The organism is Paenibacillus sp. FSL R7-0340 (genome assembly GCF_038002205.1).
Taxonomy (GTDB): Bacteria; Bacillota; Bacilli; order Paenibacillales; family Paenibacillaceae; genus Paenibacillus; species Paenibacillus polymyxa_B.
Window position 1 is genome coordinate 2,210,942 of the sequence record NZ_JBBOBY010000001.1, and the last position, 22,485, is coordinate 2,233,426.

General features: G+C 48.1%; 18 protein-coding genes. All 18 read left to right on the forward strand.

Features of this window, described 5'->3' with window-relative positions; translation table 11 throughout:
* The first annotated feature begins 8 nt into the window (after positions 1 to 8).
* Positions 9 to 1,274 (forward strand): adenosylhomocysteinase, encoded by a 1,266-nt coding sequence (locus MKX59_RS09830; RefSeq protein ID WP_076264697.1) that lies wholly within the window; start codon positions 9 to 11, stop codon positions 1,272 to 1,274.
* Between the two features lie 332 nt (positions 1,275 to 1,606).
* Positions 1,607 to 2,044, forward strand: a complete 438-nt coding sequence (mraZ, locus tag MKX59_RS09835; RefSeq protein ID WP_013311099.1) for a division/cell wall cluster transcriptional repressor MraZ — start codon at positions 1,607 to 1,609, stop codon at positions 2,042 to 2,044.
* Between the two features lie 17 nt (positions 2,045 to 2,061).
* On the forward strand, positions 2,062 to 3,012 hold the full coding sequence (rsmH, locus tag MKX59_RS09840; protein WP_023989455.1) for a 16S rRNA (cytosine(1402)-N(4))-methyltransferase RsmH: 951 nt from the start codon (positions 2,062 to 2,064) through the stop codon (positions 3,010 to 3,012).
* A gap of 24 nt (positions 3,013 to 3,036) precedes the next feature.
* Positions 3,037 to 3,417, forward strand: a complete 381-nt coding sequence (locus tag MKX59_RS09845; RefSeq protein ID WP_028540475.1) for a hypothetical protein — start codon at positions 3,037 to 3,039, stop codon at positions 3,415 to 3,417.
* A 60-nt stretch (positions 3,418 to 3,477) separates the two neighbouring features.
* Positions 3,478 to 5,832: a penicillin-binding transpeptidase domain-containing protein gene (locus MKX59_RS09850; protein WP_340858355.1), complete on the forward strand. Its 2,355-nt coding sequence runs from the start codon at positions 3,478 to 3,480 to the stop codon at positions 5,830 to 5,832.
* 81 nt (positions 5,833 to 5,913) lie between these two features.
* Positions 5,914 to 7,830 carry a stage V sporulation protein D gene (locus tag MKX59_RS09855; protein WP_069080392.1) on the forward strand — a complete coding sequence of 639 codons (1,917 nt, stop codon included), beginning with the start codon at positions 5,914 to 5,916 and terminating at the stop codon, positions 7,828 to 7,830.
* Between the two features lie 55 nt (positions 7,831 to 7,885).
* Positions 7,886 to 9,373, forward strand: coding sequence for a UDP-N-acetylmuramoyl-L-alanyl-D-glutamate--2,6-diaminopimelate ligase (locus MKX59_RS09860; protein ID WP_028540478.1), 1,488 nt, complete (start codon positions 7,886 to 7,888; stop codon positions 9,371 to 9,373).
* Entirely contained in the window at positions 9,373 to 10,776 is a 1,404-nt protein-coding gene (locus MKX59_RS09865; RefSeq protein WP_034095062.1) for a UDP-N-acetylmuramoyl-tripeptide--D-alanyl-D-alanine ligase, read from the forward strand. Before MKX59_RS09860 ends, MKX59_RS09865 begins: the two co-directional genes overlap by 1 nt.
* A gap of 22 nt (positions 10,777 to 10,798) precedes the next feature.
* A complete protein-coding gene (gene mraY / locus MKX59_RS09870; protein WP_013311092.1) occupies positions 10,799 to 11,767 on the forward strand; it encodes a phospho-N-acetylmuramoyl-pentapeptide-transferase in 969 nt (322 codons plus the stop codon).
* Positions 11,768 to 11,771: 4 nt separating this feature from the next.
* Positions 11,772 to 13,193 (forward strand): UDP-N-acetylmuramoyl-L-alanine--D-glutamate ligase, encoded by a 1,422-nt coding sequence (gene murD, locus MKX59_RS09875; protein ID WP_023989449.1) that lies wholly within the window; start codon positions 11,772 to 11,774, stop codon positions 13,191 to 13,193.
* A gap of 49 nt (positions 13,194 to 13,242) precedes the next feature.
* Positions 13,243 to 14,340 carry a stage V sporulation protein E gene (gene spoVE, locus MKX59_RS09880; protein ID WP_023989448.1) on the forward strand — a complete coding sequence of 366 codons (1,098 nt, stop codon included), beginning with the start codon at positions 13,243 to 13,245 and terminating at the stop codon, positions 14,338 to 14,340.
* Between the two features lie 6 nt (positions 14,341 to 14,346).
* On the forward strand, positions 14,347 to 15,456 hold the full coding sequence (murG, locus tag MKX59_RS09885) for an undecaprenyldiphospho-muramoylpentapeptide beta-N-acetylglucosaminyltransferase (RefSeq protein ID WP_028540482.1): 1,110 nt from the start codon (positions 14,347 to 14,349) through the stop codon (positions 15,454 to 15,456).
* A 146-nt stretch (positions 15,457 to 15,602) separates the two neighbouring features.
* Positions 15,603 to 16,508, forward strand: coding sequence for a UDP-N-acetylmuramate dehydrogenase (gene murB, locus MKX59_RS09890; protein WP_028540483.1), 906 nt, complete (start codon positions 15,603 to 15,605; stop codon positions 16,506 to 16,508).
* On the forward strand, positions 16,498 to 17,808 hold the full coding sequence (gene murA / locus MKX59_RS09895; protein WP_176716858.1) for a UDP-N-acetylglucosamine 1-carboxyvinyltransferase: 1,311 nt from the start codon (positions 16,498 to 16,500) through the stop codon (positions 17,806 to 17,808). The genes murB and murA overlap by 11 nt, the downstream gene beginning before the upstream one ends.
* A gap of 56 nt (positions 17,809 to 17,864) precedes the next feature.
* Complete coding sequence (locus MKX59_RS09900; RefSeq protein ID WP_023989444.1) at positions 17,865 to 18,629, forward strand: cell division protein FtsQ/DivIB; 765 nt, start codon at positions 17,865 to 17,867, stop codon at positions 18,627 to 18,629.
* Positions 18,630 to 18,828: 199 nt separating this feature from the next.
* Positions 18,829 to 20,100, forward strand: coding sequence for a cell division protein FtsA (gene ftsA, locus MKX59_RS09905; protein WP_013311085.1), 1,272 nt, complete (start codon positions 18,829 to 18,831; stop codon positions 20,098 to 20,100).
* A 67-nt stretch (positions 20,101 to 20,167) separates the two neighbouring features.
* Positions 20,168 to 21,292 (forward strand): cell division protein FtsZ, encoded by a 1,125-nt coding sequence (gene ftsZ / locus MKX59_RS09910; protein ID WP_023989443.1) that lies wholly within the window; start codon positions 20,168 to 20,170, stop codon positions 21,290 to 21,292.
* Positions 21,293 to 21,480: 188 nt separating this feature from the next.
* Positions 21,481 to 22,467: a sigma-E processing peptidase SpoIIGA gene (spoIIGA, locus tag MKX59_RS09915; protein WP_023989442.1), complete on the forward strand. Its 987-nt coding sequence runs from the start codon at positions 21,481 to 21,483 to the stop codon at positions 22,465 to 22,467.
* The last annotated feature ends 18 nt before the right edge of the window (positions 22,468 to 22,485 follow it).

A 22,485-nucleotide genomic window follows, 5' to 3' on the forward strand; every position in this document is an offset into this window, starting at 1 on the left:
AACAAAGTATGACTTCCCATTCTCTGCAAAATAGCATAGTTCATGATCTTAAATTGGCCCCTGAAGGTCATTTGAAAATTGATTGGGTAGAAGCCCATATGCCGGTATTAAACCGTATACGTCAACAATTCGAGCAAGAGCAACCTTTTGCTGGTCTGAAGGTAACCATCTGTCTACATCTGGAGGCCAAAACGGCTTATCTGGCTAAAGTGGTACAAGCAGGTGGAGCGCAGGTAACTATTACGGGTAGTAATCCATTGTCCACACAAGATGATGTTTGCGCCGCATTAGTTGAAGATGGCGTTACAGTATTAGCTAAATACAATCCGGACCCGGCAGAATTCAAAAATTTGCAAATCAAGGCACTGGAAACAAAGCCGGATCTCATTATAGATGATGGTGGTGACTTGGTTACTCTGTTGCAATCCGAACGGCCTGATCTGATTTCTACGATCCGTGGGGGAGCAGAGGAGACAACTACTGGAATTATTCGTTTGAAGGCTTTGGAAAAAGAAGGGCAACTTCACTTTCCGATGGTGGCTGTTAATGATGCTTACTGCAAATATTTGTTTGATAACCGCTATGGTACAGGACAGTCAGCTTTCGACGGCATTATTCGTACGACTAATCTGGTTGTAGCCGGAAGTACAGTGGTTGTGGTAGGTTATGGCTGGTGTGGCAAAGGGGTTGCAATGCGTGCGAAAGGGCTAGGAGCCAACGTTGTTGTAACCGAAGTTGATCCAATCAAGGCAGTAGAAGCCCATATGGATGGTTTCCATGTCTTGCCGATGGTAGAAGCTGCCAAACTGGGCGACTTCTTTATTACAGTAACTGGAAACAAGGCTGTAATTACAGGAGAACACTTTGATGTGATGAAGGATGGAGCTGTGCTGTGTAACGCAGGGCATTTTGATGTGGAGGTTAGTAAGCCTGAGCTTGCTAAACGTTCCGAATCCATTCGTACGGTGCGTCGCAATATCGAGGAATATCGCTTTAAAGATGGACGTAAAATGTATTTGCTGGCAGAAGGGCGTCTCGTGAATCTGGCTGCTGCTGATGGTCATCCTGCGGAAATTATGGATACGACATTTGCGCTTCAGGCGCTTGGCTTGAAATATGTGAATGATCGTTACAATGAGCTAGGCAAAGCTGTTATTAATGTACCTTATGAAATTGATGAGCAGGTAGCTCGATTCAAGCTTGATAGTCTGGGAATCCAAATTGACACGTTAACTGAAGACCAAAAGATCTATTTGGACAGCTGGAACGCGTAATCGGATTATTTCATCACGATTTTCGCTGCAAAAGTGTTGCGTTTTTAATGCAAGTGTTTGTTTAGGTTGGCATAATGGACAGAGAGTAAGCCCTTTATTCCGTGTTGTTTCGAAACCTGATGCATATTGTCGGGGGCCGGCTTCATGGGGTAAGGGGCTTTTTTGCATCTTGTGACGCAGGGCTACAATAACAGACATAAGGGTATGGATCCGGCTTCTATCACTTTTTGGTAATGAAAAAGAGGTCTTTGATTTTTTAAAGCGAATCTATTATGCTTAGGTGGTGGAAAGTGGGCCAAAGTGGGAGAATGGGGTAAGGGGTGACGAAACCAATGTTTATGGGGGAGTTCCAACATAGCATTGATGAGAAGGGCCGGCTTACTGTACCGGCCAAGTTTCGTGAACTTCTCGGTGCCTCGTTCGTGGTTACCCGCGGGCTGGACCAATGCCTCTTCGTGTATCCCATGGATGAGTGGGCTGTCATGGAGAAAAAACTTAAAGCACTGCCTCTGATGAAGGCCGATGCGCGGGCGTTTACCCGTTTTTTTTTCTCGGGGGCGACTGAATGCGAATTGGACAAACAGGGCAGGGTAAATTTACCGGGGAATTTGTGCGAATACGCCAAGCTTACTAAAGAGTGCGTCGTATTGGGAGTGTCCACCCGTGTAGAGATTTGGAGCAAGCATACTTGGGAGCAATATTTCAACCAATCAGAAGAAGCATTTAACGACATTGCTGAGAAATTGGTTGATTTCAACTTTGAATTGTAATTTAGGAGGTCAGCCGTTTGTTTCACCACATTACCGTACTCAAAGAAGAAGCAACACAGGCACTAAACATCAGGCAGGACGGGATTTATGTGGACTGCACGTTGGGAGGGGCAGGACACAGTTCCGTCATTGCATCACAGCTTGGCCCTGAGGGAAGGCTCATTGCCTTTGATCAGGACGACTGGGCATTGAACAATGCGCGAGAGAAGCTGTCAGCCTATGAAGGAAAGATTTCATTAGTGAAATCCAACTTCCGCCACTTGCAGGACAAGCTGACCGAGCTGGGATTGCCCGAAAAAGACGGCGTCCCGCAAGTCCAGGGTATTTTGTTCGATCTGGGTGTATCCTCGCCCCAGTTCGATGAGGGGGAACGGGGATTTAGCTACAATCATGATGCACCGCTTGATATGCGGATGGATCAGAGTAGCTCGCTTACGGCTTACGAAATTGTCAATGAATGGTCGGAAGCAGAGATTGCGCGTATTTTGTTTCATTACGGAGAAGAGAAGTTTTCACGGCGGATCGCAAAGATCATGATTGAACGTCGATTGAACAAGCCTATTCACACAACAGGGGAACTTGTCGATATTATCAAAGAAGGAATTCCGGCTGCGGCACGCAGAACCGGGGGACATCCGGCTAAACGCAGTTTCCAGGCTTTGCGGATTGCTGTGAATGATGAGTTGGGTGCACTGGAAGATACTTTGCATCAGGCAATAAGATGTCTGGCTCCAGGAGGCAGAATTTCGGTCATTACATTCCATTCTCTGGAGGATCGGATATGCAAGCATATTTTCAAGGAGTATTTGGCGAAAAGCATCTATCCATCTGATTTGCCTATTTTGGAGGACAAAATGATAGGCGATCTGAAGCTGGTGAACCGTAAGCCGATTGTGGCGTCAGAGCAGGAATTGGAGCTTAATCCACGGTCCCGGTCAGCGAAGCTGAGAGTTGCCGAAAAATTGTAAATTTAATGGAGAAGGAGAGGCGACATGGCTTATACACGCGGTAATTTGGCTGTAAAAGAAAGAGCCCGTCAGGAACAGGTTCAGCAACAACGGTATCGTGAGACCACCAAAGTCGTTACACGCCGCAGAGAGCTGCCGATTCGAGAAAAGCTGCTGTATCTATTGACACTTGTAGCGTGCATTGTCATTGCTGGTATGTTGATTAGCAGGTACGCTCACATTTATCAAATCAATTATTCGATTAATACGGCAAGCAAGGACATTTCCAAATTACAGACCAATATCGCCCAACTGAAGATTCAAAAGGAGCGTCTGGAAAATCAGATCGTGCCGACTGCAAAGGAACAGGGATATATCGAACCAACAAGAGAGCCCATTCGTGTGGAAAAGCAGGCTGCCAAATAGTTAAGGGCATAGCATCAAGCTATGCTCTGACGTACATTTTTTTGCAGAGAGGTTTGAGCTATGGTCAAAAGAATAAAGCTTCGCACACTGCTAATAGGGGGATGTATTACCCTCTTTTTTCTTGTTCTGCTACTTAAGGTATTTTGGATTCAAGTTGTGAGTGGGGAGTACTGGCATAACCTGGTAGTTAATCAAGTAGAAAGAGATCAGGTGATTCAGCCCAAGCGTGGAACCATTACGGACCGTAAAGGAAACGTATTGGCTACGGATGCACCGGCTTATACGGTAGTTGTCAATCCTAGCATCATTCAGGAGTATGATTTGGAGAATGAGGTTGTAGCTAAGCTGCACCAGTTACTCAAAACGCCTGAGGATGAGCTGAGAGGACATCTTTTTGCAAAGGATAAAAAGGGGAACTACTTAAAAAATCGCGAGATTCGTAATGGGGGCTGGAAGGTAGATCCTGAGGTCAAGGCACAAGTGGATACGTTCAAAGAGTATTTGAAGGATAAGTATGAAGTAATTGGAGCTGTGGACACCGTTCAAGAATCCAAACGCTATTATCCGGAAAATAAGCTGGCTTCCCATGTTCTTGGCTATCAAAGAAAAGATGGCACAGCAGGTATGGGGTTGGAAGCTTATTATAATAAAGAGCTCTCGGGGACGGCTGGAAAGCTTCTGTATCAGCGGGATCGGAAGGGAGTTCCTCTTCAAGGATCGGAAAGTGTCTATGAGCCGGCACAAAATGGTAAAAATTTAAAGCTGACGATTGACGATACGATTCAGTATTATATAGAGGATGCCATGCAGGAAGCTATTGCAAAATACAACCCGAAAACGATGACTGTAGTAGCTGCTGATCCCCAAACGATGGATGTTCTCGGTATGGCGACTTACCCGAATTTTAATCCCAATACATATGGGAGTACACCCTTGGAATATTTCCGTAATAATGCTACTCAATCTATCTACGAGCCTGGCTCCACGTTTAAGATTGTCACCTTGGCAGCTGCGGTTCAAGAAAAGGTGTTCAATCCAAATGAATCCTACCAATCTGGTATGATTCGGGTCGGAGGCTGGGATATTCGTGACGTAAGCCGTAACTGGGGAACGTTAACCTATCTTCAGGGGGTCAAGCGTTCAAGTAACGTCGGTTTCGTCCATCTGGGATTGGATAAGTTGGGTGGCGAAAGGCTGAAGAAATATATTAATAACTTTGGATTCGGCGTGAAAACAGGCATTGATCTTCCGAGTGAGTCTACCGGAGCTATTACTTTCCATACCCAGTACAAATCCGAGGTGGCAACGGCTTCGTATGGACACGGACGTGTTCAGGTAACGCCAATCCAGCAGGTAGCTGCAATCTCGGCAATTGCTAACGGGGGGAAGCTGATGCAACCTCATCTGGTGAAAGAAATCATGAACCCAGATACAGGCGAAGTTCAGACGATTCAACCGAAGGAAGTCCGCCAAGTGATTACTCGGGAATCGGCAGTCCAGACAAGCAGCTATCTGGAGCAGGTCGTATCTGACCAAGAAATTGGTACGGGACGCCTTGCTTATATTGACGGATATCGTGTAGCTGGTAAAACAGGTACAGCGACGAAGGTCGTCGGAAAAGTATATGACCATTCGAAGGATGTCGTGTCCTTTATAGGTTTTGCACCAGTAAATGATCCGAAAATAGCTGTTTTGGTTGTTATGGATGAACCTAACAAATCAGTAGGCGGCGGTACAGCAGCAGCGCCTGTATTTAAAAAAATCGTATCTCAATCGTTGCAATATATGGGGGTTCCAAAAACAGGAACTAAAACGAATAAATCAGGTGGCGCTGTTGTAAAAACAGTGAATTTGCCAACGGTACCAACATTAACTGGTCAGGTGAAGAAAGATGCGCAAAATGCATTGCTCAAACAGGGAATTGCCTATGAAACGGTAGGCAAAGGCTCCAAAATTGTTCGCCAATATCCTGAAGCAGGCGTCAAAATGAAACCCGGACAACGCATTTACTTGCTGACTGAGGATAGTGCCAACATGACTATTCCTGATTTTACAGGTGTTTCGTTGCGTGACACACTTCAAGTTTTGACCCTTATGAAGGTTGGTGTGCAGGTAAGCGGCGAAGGTTATGTTGTCTCTCAAAAGGCGCAAATGGTAAATGGAAAGCGGATCGTCAGCGTGACGCTTCAGCCGGCCAAAGAAACGGTGACCGGAGTGAAACCGGAGGAAACACAGGACTCGACCAATGGAGTTGCAGCTAACCAGACCGGCAGCGCAACAAAAAGGGAGGCCGATACTAAAACCGAATCCAGTACTACTGCTGATGCTGGAACAGACGCGGGAGCTCCTAAGGGAGGAATATCTGCTGTTGCAGATGAGAAAAGTGCTGCTGCGATTAAAGGCGAGGATAACTGATAGCTTGTTCTAATGTCCGTTCTTTTGAATATTCATGAGGTAAGACATGTCATGAGTATTTGAGGAACGGAGGGAGCGCGTTTGAAAAAATCTAACGTGACCATGCGGCGGAGGCTGGTATGGGGGGTAATGGGATTATTTGTACTGTTTGCGGCCTTGTCGATCCGGCTCGCCTATGTTCAATTGGGTAAAGGAGGCGAGCTCTCGGCCAAGGCTGAGGATTCGTGGCGCCGCAATATTCCATTTGCCGCCAAGCGCGGCGAAATTTTGGATCGGCAGGGTACGGCGCTGACCTACAATGTCAGTTCGCCGACAGTCATGGCGATACCAGTGCAAATTAAGAAGCCGGAAGAAACGGCACGCAGGCTGGCGCCCTTGCTGGATATGAGTGAGGATAAAGTGCTCAAGCTGATTACCAAACGAACAGCAAGCCAAAAACTTCAGCCCGGCGGACGAAAAATTACGATGGAGAAAGCGCAGCAAATTCGTGATTTGAAGCTGCCGGGTATCGTTGTTGCTGAAGACAACAAACGTTATTATCCTTATGGTGATCTAGCGGCTCATATTCTTGGGTTTACAGGAATTGATAATCAAGGGCTGACAGGCGTAGAGAAGCAGCAAAACAGTAAGCTTCGGGGAATCGACGGAAGCATTGCGTATTTATCAGATGCAGGTGGTCGTCTGATGCCTGGTTCTTCTGAAAAATACATTGAACCGAAGGATGGACTGAATTTACAATTAACCATTGATAAGTCTGTGCAGTCCATTATGGAACGGGAGCTTGACCAAGCCATGGTCAAATTTCAGGCGAAGTCCGCGTTGTCTATTGCTATGAACCCCAAGACGGGTGAAATATTAGGCATGGCTGGACGACCAAGCTATGAGCCAGCACTATACAAGCAGTATGCGCCTGAAATCTATAATCGAAATCTGCCTATCTGGATGACATATGAACCTGGGTCTACTTTCAAAATTATTACACTGGCGGCTGCCTTGGAAGAAAAGAAGGTCAATCTCAAAAATGACCGTTTTTTTGATCCGGGATATATTGAAGTCGGTGGAGCACGCCTGCGTTGCTGGAAGAAAGGCGGACATGGAAGCCAAACGTTCCTTCAAGTGGTGGAGAATTCTTGCAACCCCGGTTTTGTAACATTGGGGCAGCGGTTAGGTAAAGAAACACTTTTCAAGTACATTCGGAATTTCGGCTTCGGCAGCAAAACGGGAATCGACATGATTGGTGAGGGCAACGGCATTTTGTTCAAGCTACCTCAGGTCGGTCCTGTAGAACTGGCGACAACCGCTTTTGGTCAAGGGGTGTCTGTCACTCCGATCCAGCAGGTAACGGCAGTATCGGCGGCAATCAATGGCGGTAATCTTTATAAGCCTCACATTACAAAAGGTTGGGTTCAGCCGGGAACCGGAAAAGTGCTGGAAAAAGTAGAACCAGAACTAGTACGTAGGGTCATTTCAGAGGAGACCTCCCGACAGGTAAGAGAAGCGCTGGAGAGCGTCGTTGCTAAAGGTACAGGTCGTCCTGCTTTCATTGAAGGCTACCGGGTAGGAGGTAAAACGGGGACGGCACAAAAGGTGATTAACGGACGTTATTCTTCCTCGGAGCATATTGTATCCTTTATTGGTTTTGCCCCGGCGGATGATCCGCAAATCGTCGTCTATACCGCTGTCGATAACCCGAAGGGCATTCAATTCGGCGGGGTGGTTGCTGCGCCAATCGTGCAAAATATTTTAAAGGACGCGCTGATTGCCTTGAAAATACCGCCTCGCACCAATCAAATTGCCAAAGAGTACAAGTATGGAGAAAATCCGATCGAAACGGTACCTGATCTAGTAGGTGCCACTGCAGCTGATTTGTACGAAGATATGAATATGAACTTTATGCTCGTGAAATCTGGGTCAGGCAAGACGGTCGTGAGTCAGGCGCCGAAGCCGGGCTCCAGATTGGAGCGGGGATCAACGATCCGTATTTACATGGGGGATTGATAGGTTCATTTTATACCATACTATGAATAACGAGAGAGCAATGGAGGAATGAAAGATGCAGCTTCAACAATTGGCTTCACTGCTGGCCGTCTCCCGTGTGGTGGGTGACGGTACAGTGGATTGCCGAGGAATCGGGGCGGATTCACGTCGAGTGCAACCGGGGGATTTATTTCTGTGTTTGCCAGGTTTTACAGTGGACGGACATGACTATGCTGAGCAGGCAATTGCGTCCGGGGCGGCAGCTTTGGTCGTTGAACGTGAACTGGATGTACCTGTTCCGCAGCTTGTAGTTAAGGATGCACGACATGCCATGGCGGTTTTGGCAGATTATATGTTTGATTCACCGAGCCGACGCATGCGCATGATCGGCATAACCGGAACCAACGGTAAAACAACGATAACTTATCTGATTGAAAAGATCATGAAGGATGCGGGGGTGAACACCGGACTGATTGGTACGATTCAAATGCGTTACGGTGGTCAGTCTTACCCAATGTCTGGCACTACGCCCGAAGCGGTGGAACTGCAACGTTATCTCGGAAATATGGCAGAGCAGGGGGTTCAATGCTGTGTCATGGAAGTATCCTCACATGCGTTGGAGCAGGGCCGCGTCAAAGGAACTGATTTTCGCACCGCTATATTTACAAACCTGACGCAGGACCACCTGGACTACCACAACACAATGGAGGAGTACCGTGCCGCAAAAGGACTTTTATTCTCTAGGTTGGGAAATGCTTTCTCGCGGGATGCATCAGATAGCAAATATGCTGTTCTGAATGCAGACGATCCGGCTTCTTCCTATTTGCAGGCTCAAACTGCGGCCCAAGTGATTACATACGGCGTGGAAAAGGAGTCTGATGTGCAGGCATCTCGTATCACTATAGGTTCCAAGGGAACCTCCTTCCATGTGTCTACTTTTAAAGGAGATACCGATATTGAGCTTCGAATGGTAGGCAAGTTCAATGTGTACAACGCACTGGCGGCCATTACCGCTGCTTTGCTGGAAGGAATCTCGCTGGTGGATATCAAGCGCAGTCTAGAGTCTATTGCAGGCGTAGATGGGCGGGTAGAGCCTGTAGATGCGGGTCAGCCCTTTGCTGTTATTGTAGATTATGCCCATACACCGGACGGATTGGAAAATGTCCTTCGCACCGTAAAGGAATTTGCGGTCGGTAAAGTATGGTGTGTATTTGGATGCGGCGGCGACCGAGATCGTACGAAACGCCCATTGATGGGGAAAATTGCTGCGCGTTACAGCGATCACTCGTTTATTACTTCCGACAATCCGCGAACAGAGGACCCGAAAGTGATTTTGAAAGACATCGAACAAGGGTTGATCGACGAAGGTGTACCCGCAGAACGATACGAATTGATCGTGGATCGCAGAACTGCAATTCATAAAGCTGTTGAAATGGCAAGCCCTGACGATGTAGTATTGATTGCGGGAAAAGGTCATGAGACTTACCAGTTGATCGGAAAAACGGTGCATGAATTCGATGACCGCATCGTAGCCAAAGAAGCGATAAGGGGTTTATCCAAGTGATGAAAAGAACAATCGGTCAGATTGCATCTATGTGTGGAGGAATACTTCACGGAGAAGCGGACACCGAACAGATGGTCGAAGGCGTTTTTACAGATTCTCGCAGGCCGCAGAGCCAAGGGTTGTTTGTTCCACTCGTGGGCGAACGGTTTGATGGGCATAATTATGTGCAGCAGATCGTAAGCGAGGCAGGTGCAGCTGCATTTTTATGGCAAAAGGATCATGGAGCACCTCCGGCTGAGAACGCTATTGAGGTAGAGGATACGCTAGAAGCCCTTCAGCATCTAGCAGCTGCATACTTACGCGAAACCGGCGTTTCTGTCGTTGGGATCACGGGAAGCAACGGCAAGACGACAACGAAAGACATCGTAAACGCTCTGCTGGGCACAACTTTTAAAGTACACAAAACCGAAGGGAATTATAACAATCATATCGGTTTGCCTTTAACTGTACTGTCCATGCCGCAGGATACAGATATTCTCATTCTGGAGATGGGCATGAGTGGACGTGGAGAGATTCGTCTGCTGGCTAATATTGCCCAACCAGATGTAGCTATCATAACGAACATAGGCGAATCGCACTTGCTGCAGCTTGGTTCTCGTGCGGAAATCGCTCGTGCAAAGTTGGAGATCACAAGTGGCCTTAAGGCTGGTGGTTTGCTGATCTACAACGGGGATGAACCACTGCTTTCACAAGTGTTGGCGGAGTCTGAAACGGTCAAGCCTGAAGGTTTAAAATTGTTTACGTTCGGGCTAGTTGCAGGCAACGATGACTATCCAACTGAAATCACTTCCGATGGAGAAGGCAGCTTATTTATAACAGCCCAATCTGGCAAAGAGGCTTTCCGGCTTCCCTTGCTTGGACAGCACAATGTTGTAAATGGTTTGGCAGCACTGGCGGTAGCGCGTCATTTCAATGTCGATGTAGACCATATACGTAAAGGGTTGTCGTCTTTAAAGCTGACGGGCATGCGCATTGAGGTCGTGAACTGTCCTAATGGACTTACCGTGCTAAACGACGCTTATAATGCCAGTCCGGCTTCAATGAAGGCTGCAATTCAGACGCTGTCTGCGTATAAAACGGACGGACGTAAAATCGCCGTGCTTGGTGACATGCTGGAGTTGGGACCTGAGGAAAAGCAATTCCATGAGGAAATTGGAATTTTCGCGGCAAAGCACGACGTAGAAGTACTGTTTACCTACGGTGCGTTAGGCACTTCGATTGCGCAGGGTGCGCAAGAGTTGATGCCAACTGCTAACGTTCACGCTTATACAGATAAGCAAGAGCTGATCCAGTATTTGCTGGATCATCTACACGCCAATGATATTGTGCTGGTTAAGGCATCCAGAGGGATGCGACTAGAAGAAATTGTGGATGCGCTGAAAAACGGTCCGCTACAGAACTGATGTTGACGAGAGGGAGACTCCCATGGATATTCAATTATTACTGCTGACGATCGTCGTATCGTTTATATTGGCGGTCATTGCCGCTCCACTGCTCATTCCGCTGCTGCGGCGAATGAAATTCGGCCAGCAGGTCCGGGATGACGGGCCACAAAGCCATCTTAAAAAAATAGGTACGCCTACAATGGGCGGTATCGTGATTCTGGTGGCTTTTACGCTGACCTTTCTTAAGTTTTCAGCTATCAAAAATACGGACTTTTACGTTCTGCTGGTTGCTACGCTCGGTTTTGGGCTGATCGGCTTTTTGGACGACTATATCAAGATTGTATTCAAACGCTCGTTAGGTCTGACGGCGCGTCAAAAGCTGTTTGGGCAATTATTGTTTGGCGCGATCATGTGCTGGCTTCTGCTTAGTAATGATCATAGTACTGCGATCGGCATCCCTGGAACGTCATGGTCTTTTGATTGGGGCGGCTGGTTTTATTATCCGTTCATCATTATCATGATGCTGGCGATTAGCAATGCTGTCAATTTCACGGATGGGCTGGACGGGCTGCTGTCCGGTACAAGTGCCATTGCCTTTGCTGCTTATGCCATTGTCGCGATTCAGGCGACCTCGCTTCCGGCAGCAGTATGCTCAGCGGCTATGATTGGCGCTGTACTCGGATTTCTCGTGTATAATGCTCATCCTGCCAAGGTGTTTATGGGTGACACAGGCTCGCTGGGAATCGGCGGCGCCATAGGTGCCATTGCCATCGTTACGAAAAGCGAAATTTTGTTCCTCATTATCGGTGGTGTATTCGTAATTGAAATGCTGTCCGTGGTCTTGCAAGTAGCTTCTTTTAAAACACGTGGCAAGCGTATTTTCAAAATGAGCCCGATTCATCATCATTTCGAGCTGTCCGGCTGGTCCGAATGGCGCGTAGTTATTACATTCTGGGCTGTAGGACTGTTGTTGGCAGGACTCGGACTTTATCTCAACAAGGGGTTGTAGACAAATGAACCATCCAGACGCATACAGAGATCAGGAAGTCGTCATTATCGGGCTGGCCAAAAGCGGCGTGCAAGTTGCCAAGGTGCTGCACCAGGCCGGAGCGAAGCTGACAGTCAATGATAAAAAAGATAGGGAACAATGTCCCGAAGCTTCTGAATTAGAGGCTTTGGGAATTTCCGTTTTATGCGGGAGTCACCCAGAGGGGCTAATTCATCCTGGAGTGAAGCTGGTTGTCAAAAATCCAGGGATTCCTTATACGGCTCCTCCCGTACAGAAAGCTGTCGAGCTCGGCATTGAGGTCGTGACCGAGGTTGAGGTCGCCTACCATCTATGTAAAGCTCCGATCATCGGCATTACTGGCTCCAACGGAAAGACGACCACGACCACTTGGGTAGGCAAGCTGTTGGAGGCATCCGGCATGAATCCAATCGTGGCTGGTAATATCGGTACGCCCTTATGTGAGGCGGCTGTGGACGCCAAGTCGGACGAGTGGATGGTTGTGGAGCTGAGCAGCTTTCAGTTAAAAGGAACAAAGGATTTCAAGCCCGCTGTGGCCTGCCTGCTCAATGTAGCTGAGACCCATTTGGACTACCACGGAGGCATGGAGGACTACGTTGCATCCAAGGCGCGTCTATTTGCCAATCAAACGGCGGCGGATACTGCGGTGGTGAACTGGGATGACCCCGTCTGCCGGGAGCTCGTACCCTATATAAAAGCGAAGCTGCTTCCGTTCTCTATGACAGAACGTTTGCAGGAAGGGTTGTTTGCTGACCCGCCATACATACCGGATGTGACGGACGATATTGAACGTAGCATCGTATACCGCGATGGAAATGGTGTGCTGCATCCCATTATAGGCGTAGCTGAGATTGGACTTCCGGGTCGTTTTAATGTAGAAAATGCTCTTGCTGCTTGCGCAATCGCCATTGCTGCAGGCGCAGAACCAGCGAATTTGGCGGAACCATTAAGTACTTTTCGCGGCGTCGAACATCGGCTTGAATATGTTTTAGAACACGCTGGTGTAGCTTATTACAATAATTCCAAAGCAACCAATTCGAAAGCAACAATGATGGCCTTATCTTCCTTTAAGCAACCCATTGTACTCATTGCCGGAGGATTGGATCGCGGTTCTGATTATACAGAGCTCGTACCTTCCTTGCAGGAAGGTGTGAAAGCCGTTGTGCTCTTGGGTGAGACACGACATAAGCTGGCTGAGCGGGCCCAGCAAGCCGGAATAGAGCATGTCAAGGTCGTCGATAATGGGGAGGATGCCGCCGCTACGCTCGTGGAGGCTGTGAACAAGGCTGCTGAATTTGCTGAGACGGGAGATGTAGTATTACTCTCACCCGCCTGTGCAAGCTGGGATATGTTCCGATCCTATGAAGAGCGTGGACGTATTTTTAAAGAGGCGGCGCATAAATTGTAAGTAGGGGGGTTGGATAAGCCCCTACTTTTATGCAAGGGGTGGCCTCCTGATGAAGCAATCTCGTCCAGCGCCGGATCTATGGCTTTTCGTTTGTATTGTAAGCTTATTAGCCATCGGCATGGTTATGGTATACAGTGCGGGCGCCGTCCTCGCTTTTCACGAGTACGGGGACTCCTACTATTTTGTAAAGCGGCAATTGCTATTTGCAGGGCTCGGTCTTGTAGCGATGTACTTTACTGCCAGAACGGACTACCGGATCTGGCAGAAATATGCCAAGGTTGTGTTGTTGATCTGTCTTGCGTTGCTGGTTGCCGTATTAATTCCCGGCATTGGTGTAGTAAGAGGCGGGGCACGAAGCTGGCTCGGTATTAGCTCTTTCGGCATTCAGCCTTCCGAGTTTATGAAGTTGGGTATGATTCTTTTTCTCGCTCGTTGGCTCAGTCGTCCTGACTATGATATTAGCTCTTTTACGCGCGGCCTGTTGCCCCCGCTTGGACTCATGGGACTGGCTTTTGGGCTTATTATGCTCCAGCCCGATTTGGGCACTGGCACGGTAATGATGGGAGCGTCCATGCTCATCGTATTTACGGCAGGCGCGCGTATGAAGCATCTCGGTCTGCTGGCTTTGTCGGGAGCAGCAGGGTTTGCTGCACTGATTGCAGCTGCGCCTTATCGGCTTCAGCGCATCACCGCTTTTCTGGACCCTTGGTCCGATCCGCTTGGCGCAGGTTATCAAATTATTCAATCGCTATATGCGATTGGTCCAGGCGGCCTGGCGGGCTTGGGGCTTGGCATGAGTCGACAAAAATATAGCTACGTTCCTGAGCCGCAGACTGATTTTATTTTTTCCATTTTGGCGGAGGAGCTTGGCTTTATCGGTGGAATGGCGGTGTTGGGGCTCTTTTTGGTTCTCGTGTGGAGAGGAATGCGTGTCGCTATAACCATTCCGGATACCTATGGTAGTTTGCTTGCGGTGGGTATTGTCGCAATGGTCGCCGTACAGGTCGTCATTAATATTGGTGTCGTTATCGGTTTAATGCCGGTGACAGGAATAACACTGCCCTTAATCAGCTATGGAGGTTCTTCTCTGACCTTAATGCTAACTGCTCTGGGCATTTTACTAAATTTATCACGTTATGCGAGGTGAACGTTTATGCGCGTCGTGTTGAGCGGCGGCGGCACCGGAGGGCATATTTATCCGGCGCTGGCCGTAGCCAGACAGTGCGAAGAGATTGATTCGGACGCTGAATTTTTATACATTGGCGGTCAACGAGGACTCGAAAGCAAGTTGGTTCCTCAGGAAAAAATTCCATTTGAGGCTATTGATATCACAGGATTTCGTCGCAGCTTGTCTGTGGAAAATATAAAAACGATCATGCGCTTTTTCAAAGGGGTTCGCAGATCCAAAGCATTATTAAAGAAATTTAAGCCAGATGTCGTTATTGGCACCGGGGGATATGTATGCGGCCCCGTCGTTTATGCAGCTTCCAAGTTGGGAATTCCCAGCATTATTCATGAGCAAAATGCAATTCCAGGGCTGACTAATACATTTCTGAGTCGCTATGTGGATACAGTGGCTGTTAGCTTTGAAGGCTCAGAAGGAGCTTTCCCCAAAGCTAAAAATGTACTGTACACCGGGAACCCGCGTGCTACAACAGTTCGTTTGGCTAACCGGGATCGGGGATTTGCTACTATTGGGGTACCGATGAACAGCTCGGTCGTCCTTGTGGTCGGTGGCAGCAGGGGAGCGAAGGCCATTAATGACGCCATGATTGCAATGGCTCCGCAACTTTCGCAACTGAAAGACGTCCATTTTGTATATGTAACCGGTGAATCTTATTATGAGCAAACGCTGGATAGCATACGGAATCAGATCGGCTCATTGCCCAATCATCTACACGTGCTTCCCTATATTCACAATATGCCAGAGGTGCTGGCTTGTACCTCATTAATTGTTAATCGCGCAGGTGCGTCCTTCTTGGCAGAGATCACATCGTTGGGCATTCCGTCCATTCTGATCCCATCACCTAATGTGACGAATAACCATCAGGAGGCTAATGCTCGTACACTTGAAAAGGCAGGCGCATCCGTCATGATTGTAGAAAAGGAACTGAGTGGCCCGGCCCTGTTTCAATCTATAGCGGGAATTATGAAGGATGAGGCATGGCGGAGTCGCATGGCAGAGTCGGCGTCTGCGCTTGGCAAGCCTGACTCAGCAGATATTTTAGTAAAAGAAATGGAACGTCTTGCCCATAAAAGGTAGTCTGCAGCGCAGAATTGGGCGGTTGTCACACACCGGATGGTATTTACATAGGATACCCTATAGATTGTGACCATCACTCAGGCTGCCGGTTGTCAGGTGAGAGCCTTATAACCATGCGGGGCAAGCAACAAGGAGGTTTCAGTACAATGCAGCAATGGATGCCATTATTAGCGGAGCATGATATCGGAAAAGTGCTGGAGCATGAGCCGCTGTCCAAATATACGACATGGAGGATTGGAGGCCCTGCGGATGCAATTGTCATCCCGGATACCAAAGAGCAGCTGGCAAGAGTATTGAAGCTGGCTAGCGAGCACGGAATTCCCTGGATGCAGTTGGGTCGGGGCTCCAACATGCTCGTCTCTGACAAAGGGATACGGGGACTTGTGATCAAGCTGGGGCCAGGATTTGATTATGTTCATTTTGAAGATGAACAGATCGTTGCTGGAGGAGGCGTTTCACTGGTCAAACTGTGCGTTATGGCCAGCAAGCAGGGCCTGTCCGGCCTTGAATTTGCTGGTGGTATCCCAGGATCAGTCGGTGGGGCTGTCTACATGAACGCCGGTGCCCATGGGTCTGATGTGTCACAAATATTCCAGTCCGCTGAGATTGTGCTGGATACAGGGGAATTGGTTGTGTACGATGCCGAGAATATGCATTTCAGCTATCGTCACTCCGTGTTGCATGAGCAACGTGGAATGGTGACAGAGGCAGTGTTTCGGATGAAGCGGGGCGACCGCGAGGAAATTTCAGCAGCACTTGCGGCTTTTAAAGACCGCCGCCGGCTGACCCAGCCGTTACAGTTAGCTTGTGCAGGAAGCGTATTCCGTAATCCTCCAGGAGACTATGCTGCTCGCCTTATTGAGAGCGCAGGTCTCAAGGGCTTGAAGGCGGGAGGCGCAGAGGTATCTGTACAGCATGCCAATTTCATTGTAAATACCGGTCAAGCGACAGCAGAGGACGTGCTTACCCTAATGAAGCATATTCAAAGTACAATATCATCTCAAACCGGCATCAAGCTAGTTCCGGAGGTTTTCGTAGTGGGTGAGCGGTAAACTCGGAGGTGATACATTGGACAAATTGGTGATTGAGGGAGGCCGTCCCCTGTCAGGCACCATACGTATCCATGGGGCAAAAAATGCGGCACTACCTATTCTTGCAGCGAGCTTACTAGCACAAGGTAAGGTAGAAATTCGGAATGTGCCCCATCTTTTAGACATTAAGGTCATGCTGCACATCCTTGAAAGACTCGGCTGTACATGCCGACATGAAGAGGAAACGGTATACGTGGATACGTCGTCCGTCCGAACGTTCCAAATTCCAGAAGATTTGATGAAGCAAATGCGCTCATCTATCTTTCTGATGGGACCGCTGCTCGCCAGATATGGAGAAGTTTCCATTTACCAGCCCGGAGGCTGCGCCATAGGCGAGCGCAAAATTGATCTTCACCTAGAGGGCTTAAAAGCTCTTGGCGCAGAGATAGAGGAAAAAGACGAGCAAATTACATTTCGAGCCCACAAGCTAATCGGCTCGGACATCCACATGGATTTCCCGAGTGTAGGTGCAACGGAAAATATTATGATGGCCGCTGCGTTGGCTGAAGGACGAACAACGATCACCAATGCAGCGAGGGAACCGGAAATTCAGGATCTACAAAACTTCTTGAATGCCATGGGAGCCCGCATTATCGGTGCTGGAACCGACACGATTACAATTACGGGGGTCAGTCGCCTCAATCCGTGTACGTATGAGGTCATTCCTGACCGCATAGTAGCTGGAACGGTTATGATCGCAGCTGCAGCTACACGAGGAAGTGTGTCGCTGACCCACTGCAATCCATCCCACTTGTCTGCTCTGATTCATGTCCTCAGGCGGGCTGGTGTTCAAATCGGCATCTTGAATGATATAATGACCGTAAGTTGTATGAGTCGTCCCAAAGCAGTGGAAAGGATCGTTACCTCCCCTTACCCGTCTTTTCCGACGGATTTGCAATCTCAGGTCATGGTTCTGCTTTCCTTGGCGGACGGATTCAGTGTCATGAAAGAGACCGTCTTCGAAAGCCGATTCAAACATGTAGATGAACTAAATGTAATGGGTGCTGATATTACGGTTGATGCAAATGCTGCTTTTATAAGAGGAGTTTCTCGTCTGTACGGGGCTACGGTAGAGGCTACCGATCTGCGGGCAGGGGCTGCGCTGGTCATAGCGGGTCTAGCGGCTCAAGGATGTACCATTGTCGAGCAGGTTCATCATATTGACAGAGGGTATGACCGAATCGAACGTCTTTTCCAGGGACTGGGTGCCCGAATGAGCCGTCAGTCTCCGGTGCCGGAGCAGCTGGATTTCGTAAATTAATGCCTGTAATGTCCCTCCGTTAACGGGGGGACAAAAGGCTTTTGTGGAGAGAAGCTATGCCAAATGCTCAAATACCTGTTCTTAAAAAGAACAGAACGAAAAAAAGTACAAGCCGGAAGATTGCTATTCTTCTCATTTTGTTGTTTATCGTACTGCTTGCTGTTCTCTTTTTCCGTTCTTCGTTGAGTCGGGTTTCTGAAATTCGTTTTGATGGTAATGTATTTTCGACCCGAGATCAGCTTCTTAATCGAAGCGGTCTGGCTGTTGGAGATCAGTATTTCGGAGTCAGTTCATCCGACATCTCTGAGAAACTGCGGGAAATTCAATCGATACAGCAAGTCACAGTGGACAAGCAGTTTCCGGGGATTATTGCTATTCACATTAAAGAGTTTGCTACGGTCGCTTACGAGTTGCAGAGTGACGGGAGCCTTCGTGCTATTCTAGCGAACGGGACAAGCGTGGGCGTGGGGAGTAGCGGAATAGCCGTTGAGAAGCCTATTTTGACCAAATGGAAATCTGATGATCCGTACAAAGCGAAGCTGTGTGATGCTTTATCACGCATTCCGGGGGAATGGACAGCCGATATTTCAGAAATTATTCCCGCGCCGATTCCTTCTTTTCCGGACCGCATCAAAATGTACACACGTTCCCAGTTTGAGGTTATTACAACCGTTTCTCTACTGAATTCTAAAATCAGCTATTTGAACCAGGTGCTAGAAACAGAAGATCCAGGTTTGATCACCATGTTGGAGGCGGATTCCTACGTTCCGTTCAAACCGGATACGAGTGAAGAGGGCCAAGAAAAAGATACTACTCAGTGATGTGAAAAAATGCTAGAATTGATTTTATGGGTAATAGACTTGCCTCCTTCTTTTTTCTTCAAATTTTTATGTGACTGCAACCATAAATTGGCTTCTAAAAAATTTGTAGAAAAAAGAGGGAAAGCATGGAGTTTGTTGAATATGTACAGAGTGTGTTTAAAGAACGAAATTCATTTTGGAGTCAGGAGGTGCCACAGACTTGAGCAACAATGACATCATTGTTAGTTTGGACATCGGTACATCCAAAGTTCGGGCTATTATTGGGGAAATGAATAATGGAACCTTTAATATTATTGGAGTTGGATCTGCCGACTCGGAAGGGATTCGCAAAGGTGCAATTGTAGACATTGATCAAACCGTGCAATCAATCCGTAACGCCGTGGATCACGCAGAACGCATGGTTGGTATTCAAATAACAGAAGTGTATGTGGGGATTTCAGGCAATCATATTGGCCTGCAAAATAGTCATGGCGTAGTAGCCGTGTCCAACGAGGACCGTGAAATCGGTGAGGAGGACATTGAGCGTGTACTGAAGGCAGCTGAGGTTATTGCTGTACCACCGGAGAGAGAAATTATTGACGTGGTAGCCAAGCAGTATGTCGTGGATGGCCTTGAAGGCATTCAGGACCCTCGCGGTATGATTGGAGTTCGTCTCGAAGTAGAGGCTACGATTGTTACTGGAGGCAAGACCCCGATACATAATCTGTTGCGCTGCGTTGAGAAAGCCGGCTTGAGGATTAAAGATCTGGTCTTGCTGCCTCTTGGAGCCGGACAATTGTCTCTTTCGAAGGATGAAAAGGTGATGGGTTCGGTGCTGGTGGATATTGGTGCAGGTTCTACGAATGTTGCCATTTTCCAGGAAGGAACGATTGTTGCCACATCTACACTTCCGATTGGTGGAGAATTTGTAACCAATGATATTGCCTACGGACTGAGAACCCTTACCGATCAAGCCGAAAAAGTAAAGCTTAAGTACGGCTGCGCATGGTATGATGATGCGGCAGCCGATGTCGTCTTTAAAGTGACGCGTATCGGCAGTAACGTGGATAAGGAGTTCAACCAGCAGGATTTGGCTGCTATTATTGAGCCGAGAGTGCAGGAAATTTTTCAACTCATTCAGGCGGAAGTTAAGCGCTTGGGTTACACAGAGCTTCCGGGAGGTTATATACTTACCGGAGGCACCGTCTCCATGCCTGGTGTACTTCAGGTGGCACAAAGCGAACTGGCCGCTTCCGTAAGGATCGCCGTACCTGATTTTATCGGTGTAAGGGATCCGGGTTACACGAGCGGAGTTGGAATCTTGCATAATGCTATTCGTTACTATCGCGGAAGATCGACTAGCGTTAGCAACAGTGGCGGAAGTACCAAGAAGCCGACTAACCGAACCAAAAGCAGTAGTCCCGCTGCGGAAGGCGAGCAAAAGCAGGGGTTGATTGAACGCTTAAAAAATATGTTCAGTGAATTTATATAACGTTCATTGCTAATTATGCCAATCATGGACGGGCCATCCATGCACATTGAGGGGGAGATGGAATAGTATGTTGGAATTTGATTTTGAAATGGAGAGCTTGGCTCAAATTAAAGTGATCGGCGTCGGAGGCGGCGGCAGCAATGCGGTTAACCGAATGATCGAAAATGGTGTTCAGGGTGTGGAGTTCATCACAGTCAATACAGATGCCCAGGCACTTCATTTAGCGAAGTCTGAGCATAAGCTTCAAATTGGGGATAAGCTGACCCGCGGTCTAGGTGCCGGCGCTAACCCCGATGTGGGTAAAAAAGCGGCTGAAGAATCGCGTGAGCTCATTATGAATACGCTCAAAGGTGCGGATATGGTATTCGTAACGGCGGGAATGGGTGGCGGTACTGGAACCGGAGCGGCTCCTGTCATTGCTGAAATTGCCAAGGAATGCGGCGCGCTTACTGTAGGCGTGGTAACCCGACCATTCACGTTTGAAGGGCGTAAGCGTTCCAATCAAGCTGAACTTGGTATTGAGGGATTAAAAGAAAAAGTAGACACTTTGATAGTAATCCCGAATGACCGTTTGCTTGAAATTGTGGACAAGAAAACCCCAATGTTGGAAGCATTCCGTGAAGCAGACAATGTTCTGCGTCAGGCGGTACAAGGTATTTCAGATTTGATCGCTGTACCGGGTCTAATCAACCTCGACTTTGCTGACGTTAAGACGATCATGACGGAGCGTGGCTCCGCTTTGATGGGGATTGGCGAAGCAACTGGTGAAAATCGTGCGGCTGAAGCAGCACGCAAGGCTATCATGAGCCCGTTGTTGGAGACATCCATTGAAGGTGCTCGTGGTGTGATTATGAACATCACTGGTGGCAACAACCTGTCTCTATATGAGGTTAATGAGGCGGCTGAAATTGTAACATCGGCTTCCGATCCGGAAGTAAACATGATTTTCGGTGCTATCATTGACGAAGAGTTGAAAGAAGAGATCAAGGTTACCGTCATTGCCACTGGCTTTGAAGGCAAGCCAAGTCAACCGGCACCGGGACGTAAACCGGCAGCCAACCCGGCTACTTCCGATTCGGCGGAAAAAGGCTCTCCTAACTTGCGTCCATTTGGTAACACTCAAAGCAGTGACCAATTAGACATTCCTACATTCTTACGTAACCGTTCGCGCAATAATAATAACGATAACTAGTTTCAATTCAGACTGCCCGCATTCTCCCTGGAGATGCGGGCTTCTTTCTGTTTTCCGCATCCTGCAGTTCAGGCACTTCTCCTCTTTCCGACAAAATTAGTCGGTCACCGTCCCCACCGTTAGACAGACTTTGAACAGCATGACTACTATACTTAAGCCTATCCTGCAAACGCTGGGCGGGTGAAGTCTTGGTTGTTTATATCGACTTGATTTTTTTGGCCAATTTGTTCATTGATGCTGTGCTGCTGATGGTCACCGCCTGGATGAGAAAAATTCGTCCGGTGTGGTGGAGGTTGATGGCTTCAGCTGGAATCGGCGCAATGTACGTGGTCATGATGTTTGTGCCGGAACTGTCCTTTTTATTTACGTTCCTGATCAAACTGGCATTATCGGTCATAATGCTGCTGGTGGCTTTTGGATTTGGCAGCATGCAAAAGTATCTTCGTACAATGGGTGCTTTTTACATGATCAATTTTGTAGCTGCAGGTGGCATTTTGGGGATGCATTATTTTCTCCAAAATACGGGGGAATTGTTTAATGGTATCTGGTACACCGCTTCGGGAGGAATGTCTTTTGAACTGAAAATCGCATTCTGGTTTATTTTATGCGCATTTGGCGGAGTGATGCTTTTCTTTCGTATTGTGCAGTCCTCAAAGCAGCGCACAGAAAGGATGAGTGGGTTTCTGGGACAAGTGCAGGTGTGGATTGGGCAGGATCATATTGAGTGTACAGGCTTGTTGGATACAGGTAACCAGCTCTATGATCCTTTGACCCGAACCCCGGTGATGGTCATGGAGGCGGCCTTGTGGGAATCGTATTTGCCCGCCTCCTGGCTTCGAAAATGTTCTGAGGGTAATGCTGACCAACTGGTGATGGAACTGGGGGACGAATCGTTTAGCTGGCAGGATCGTGTTCGTCTCGTCCCTTATCGTGGAATTAACCGCAGTCATTCCTTTATGCTCGCCCTCAAACCAGACCGAGTAGAGGTGGTGATGAATGGGGCTCATTTTGTACATCATCGAGTGTTGATTGGCTTGGATGGGGGAACATTGTCAGCAGAGGGTAAGTATCGTGCCATCATCCACCCGGATGTGACGGCACAAGAAGAGGGCAGTGCTGATACCAACCAGAAACGAGATGCACATTTTAGTGAGCATTTTACGGAATCAGGATGACGGAGCATAAACACAAAA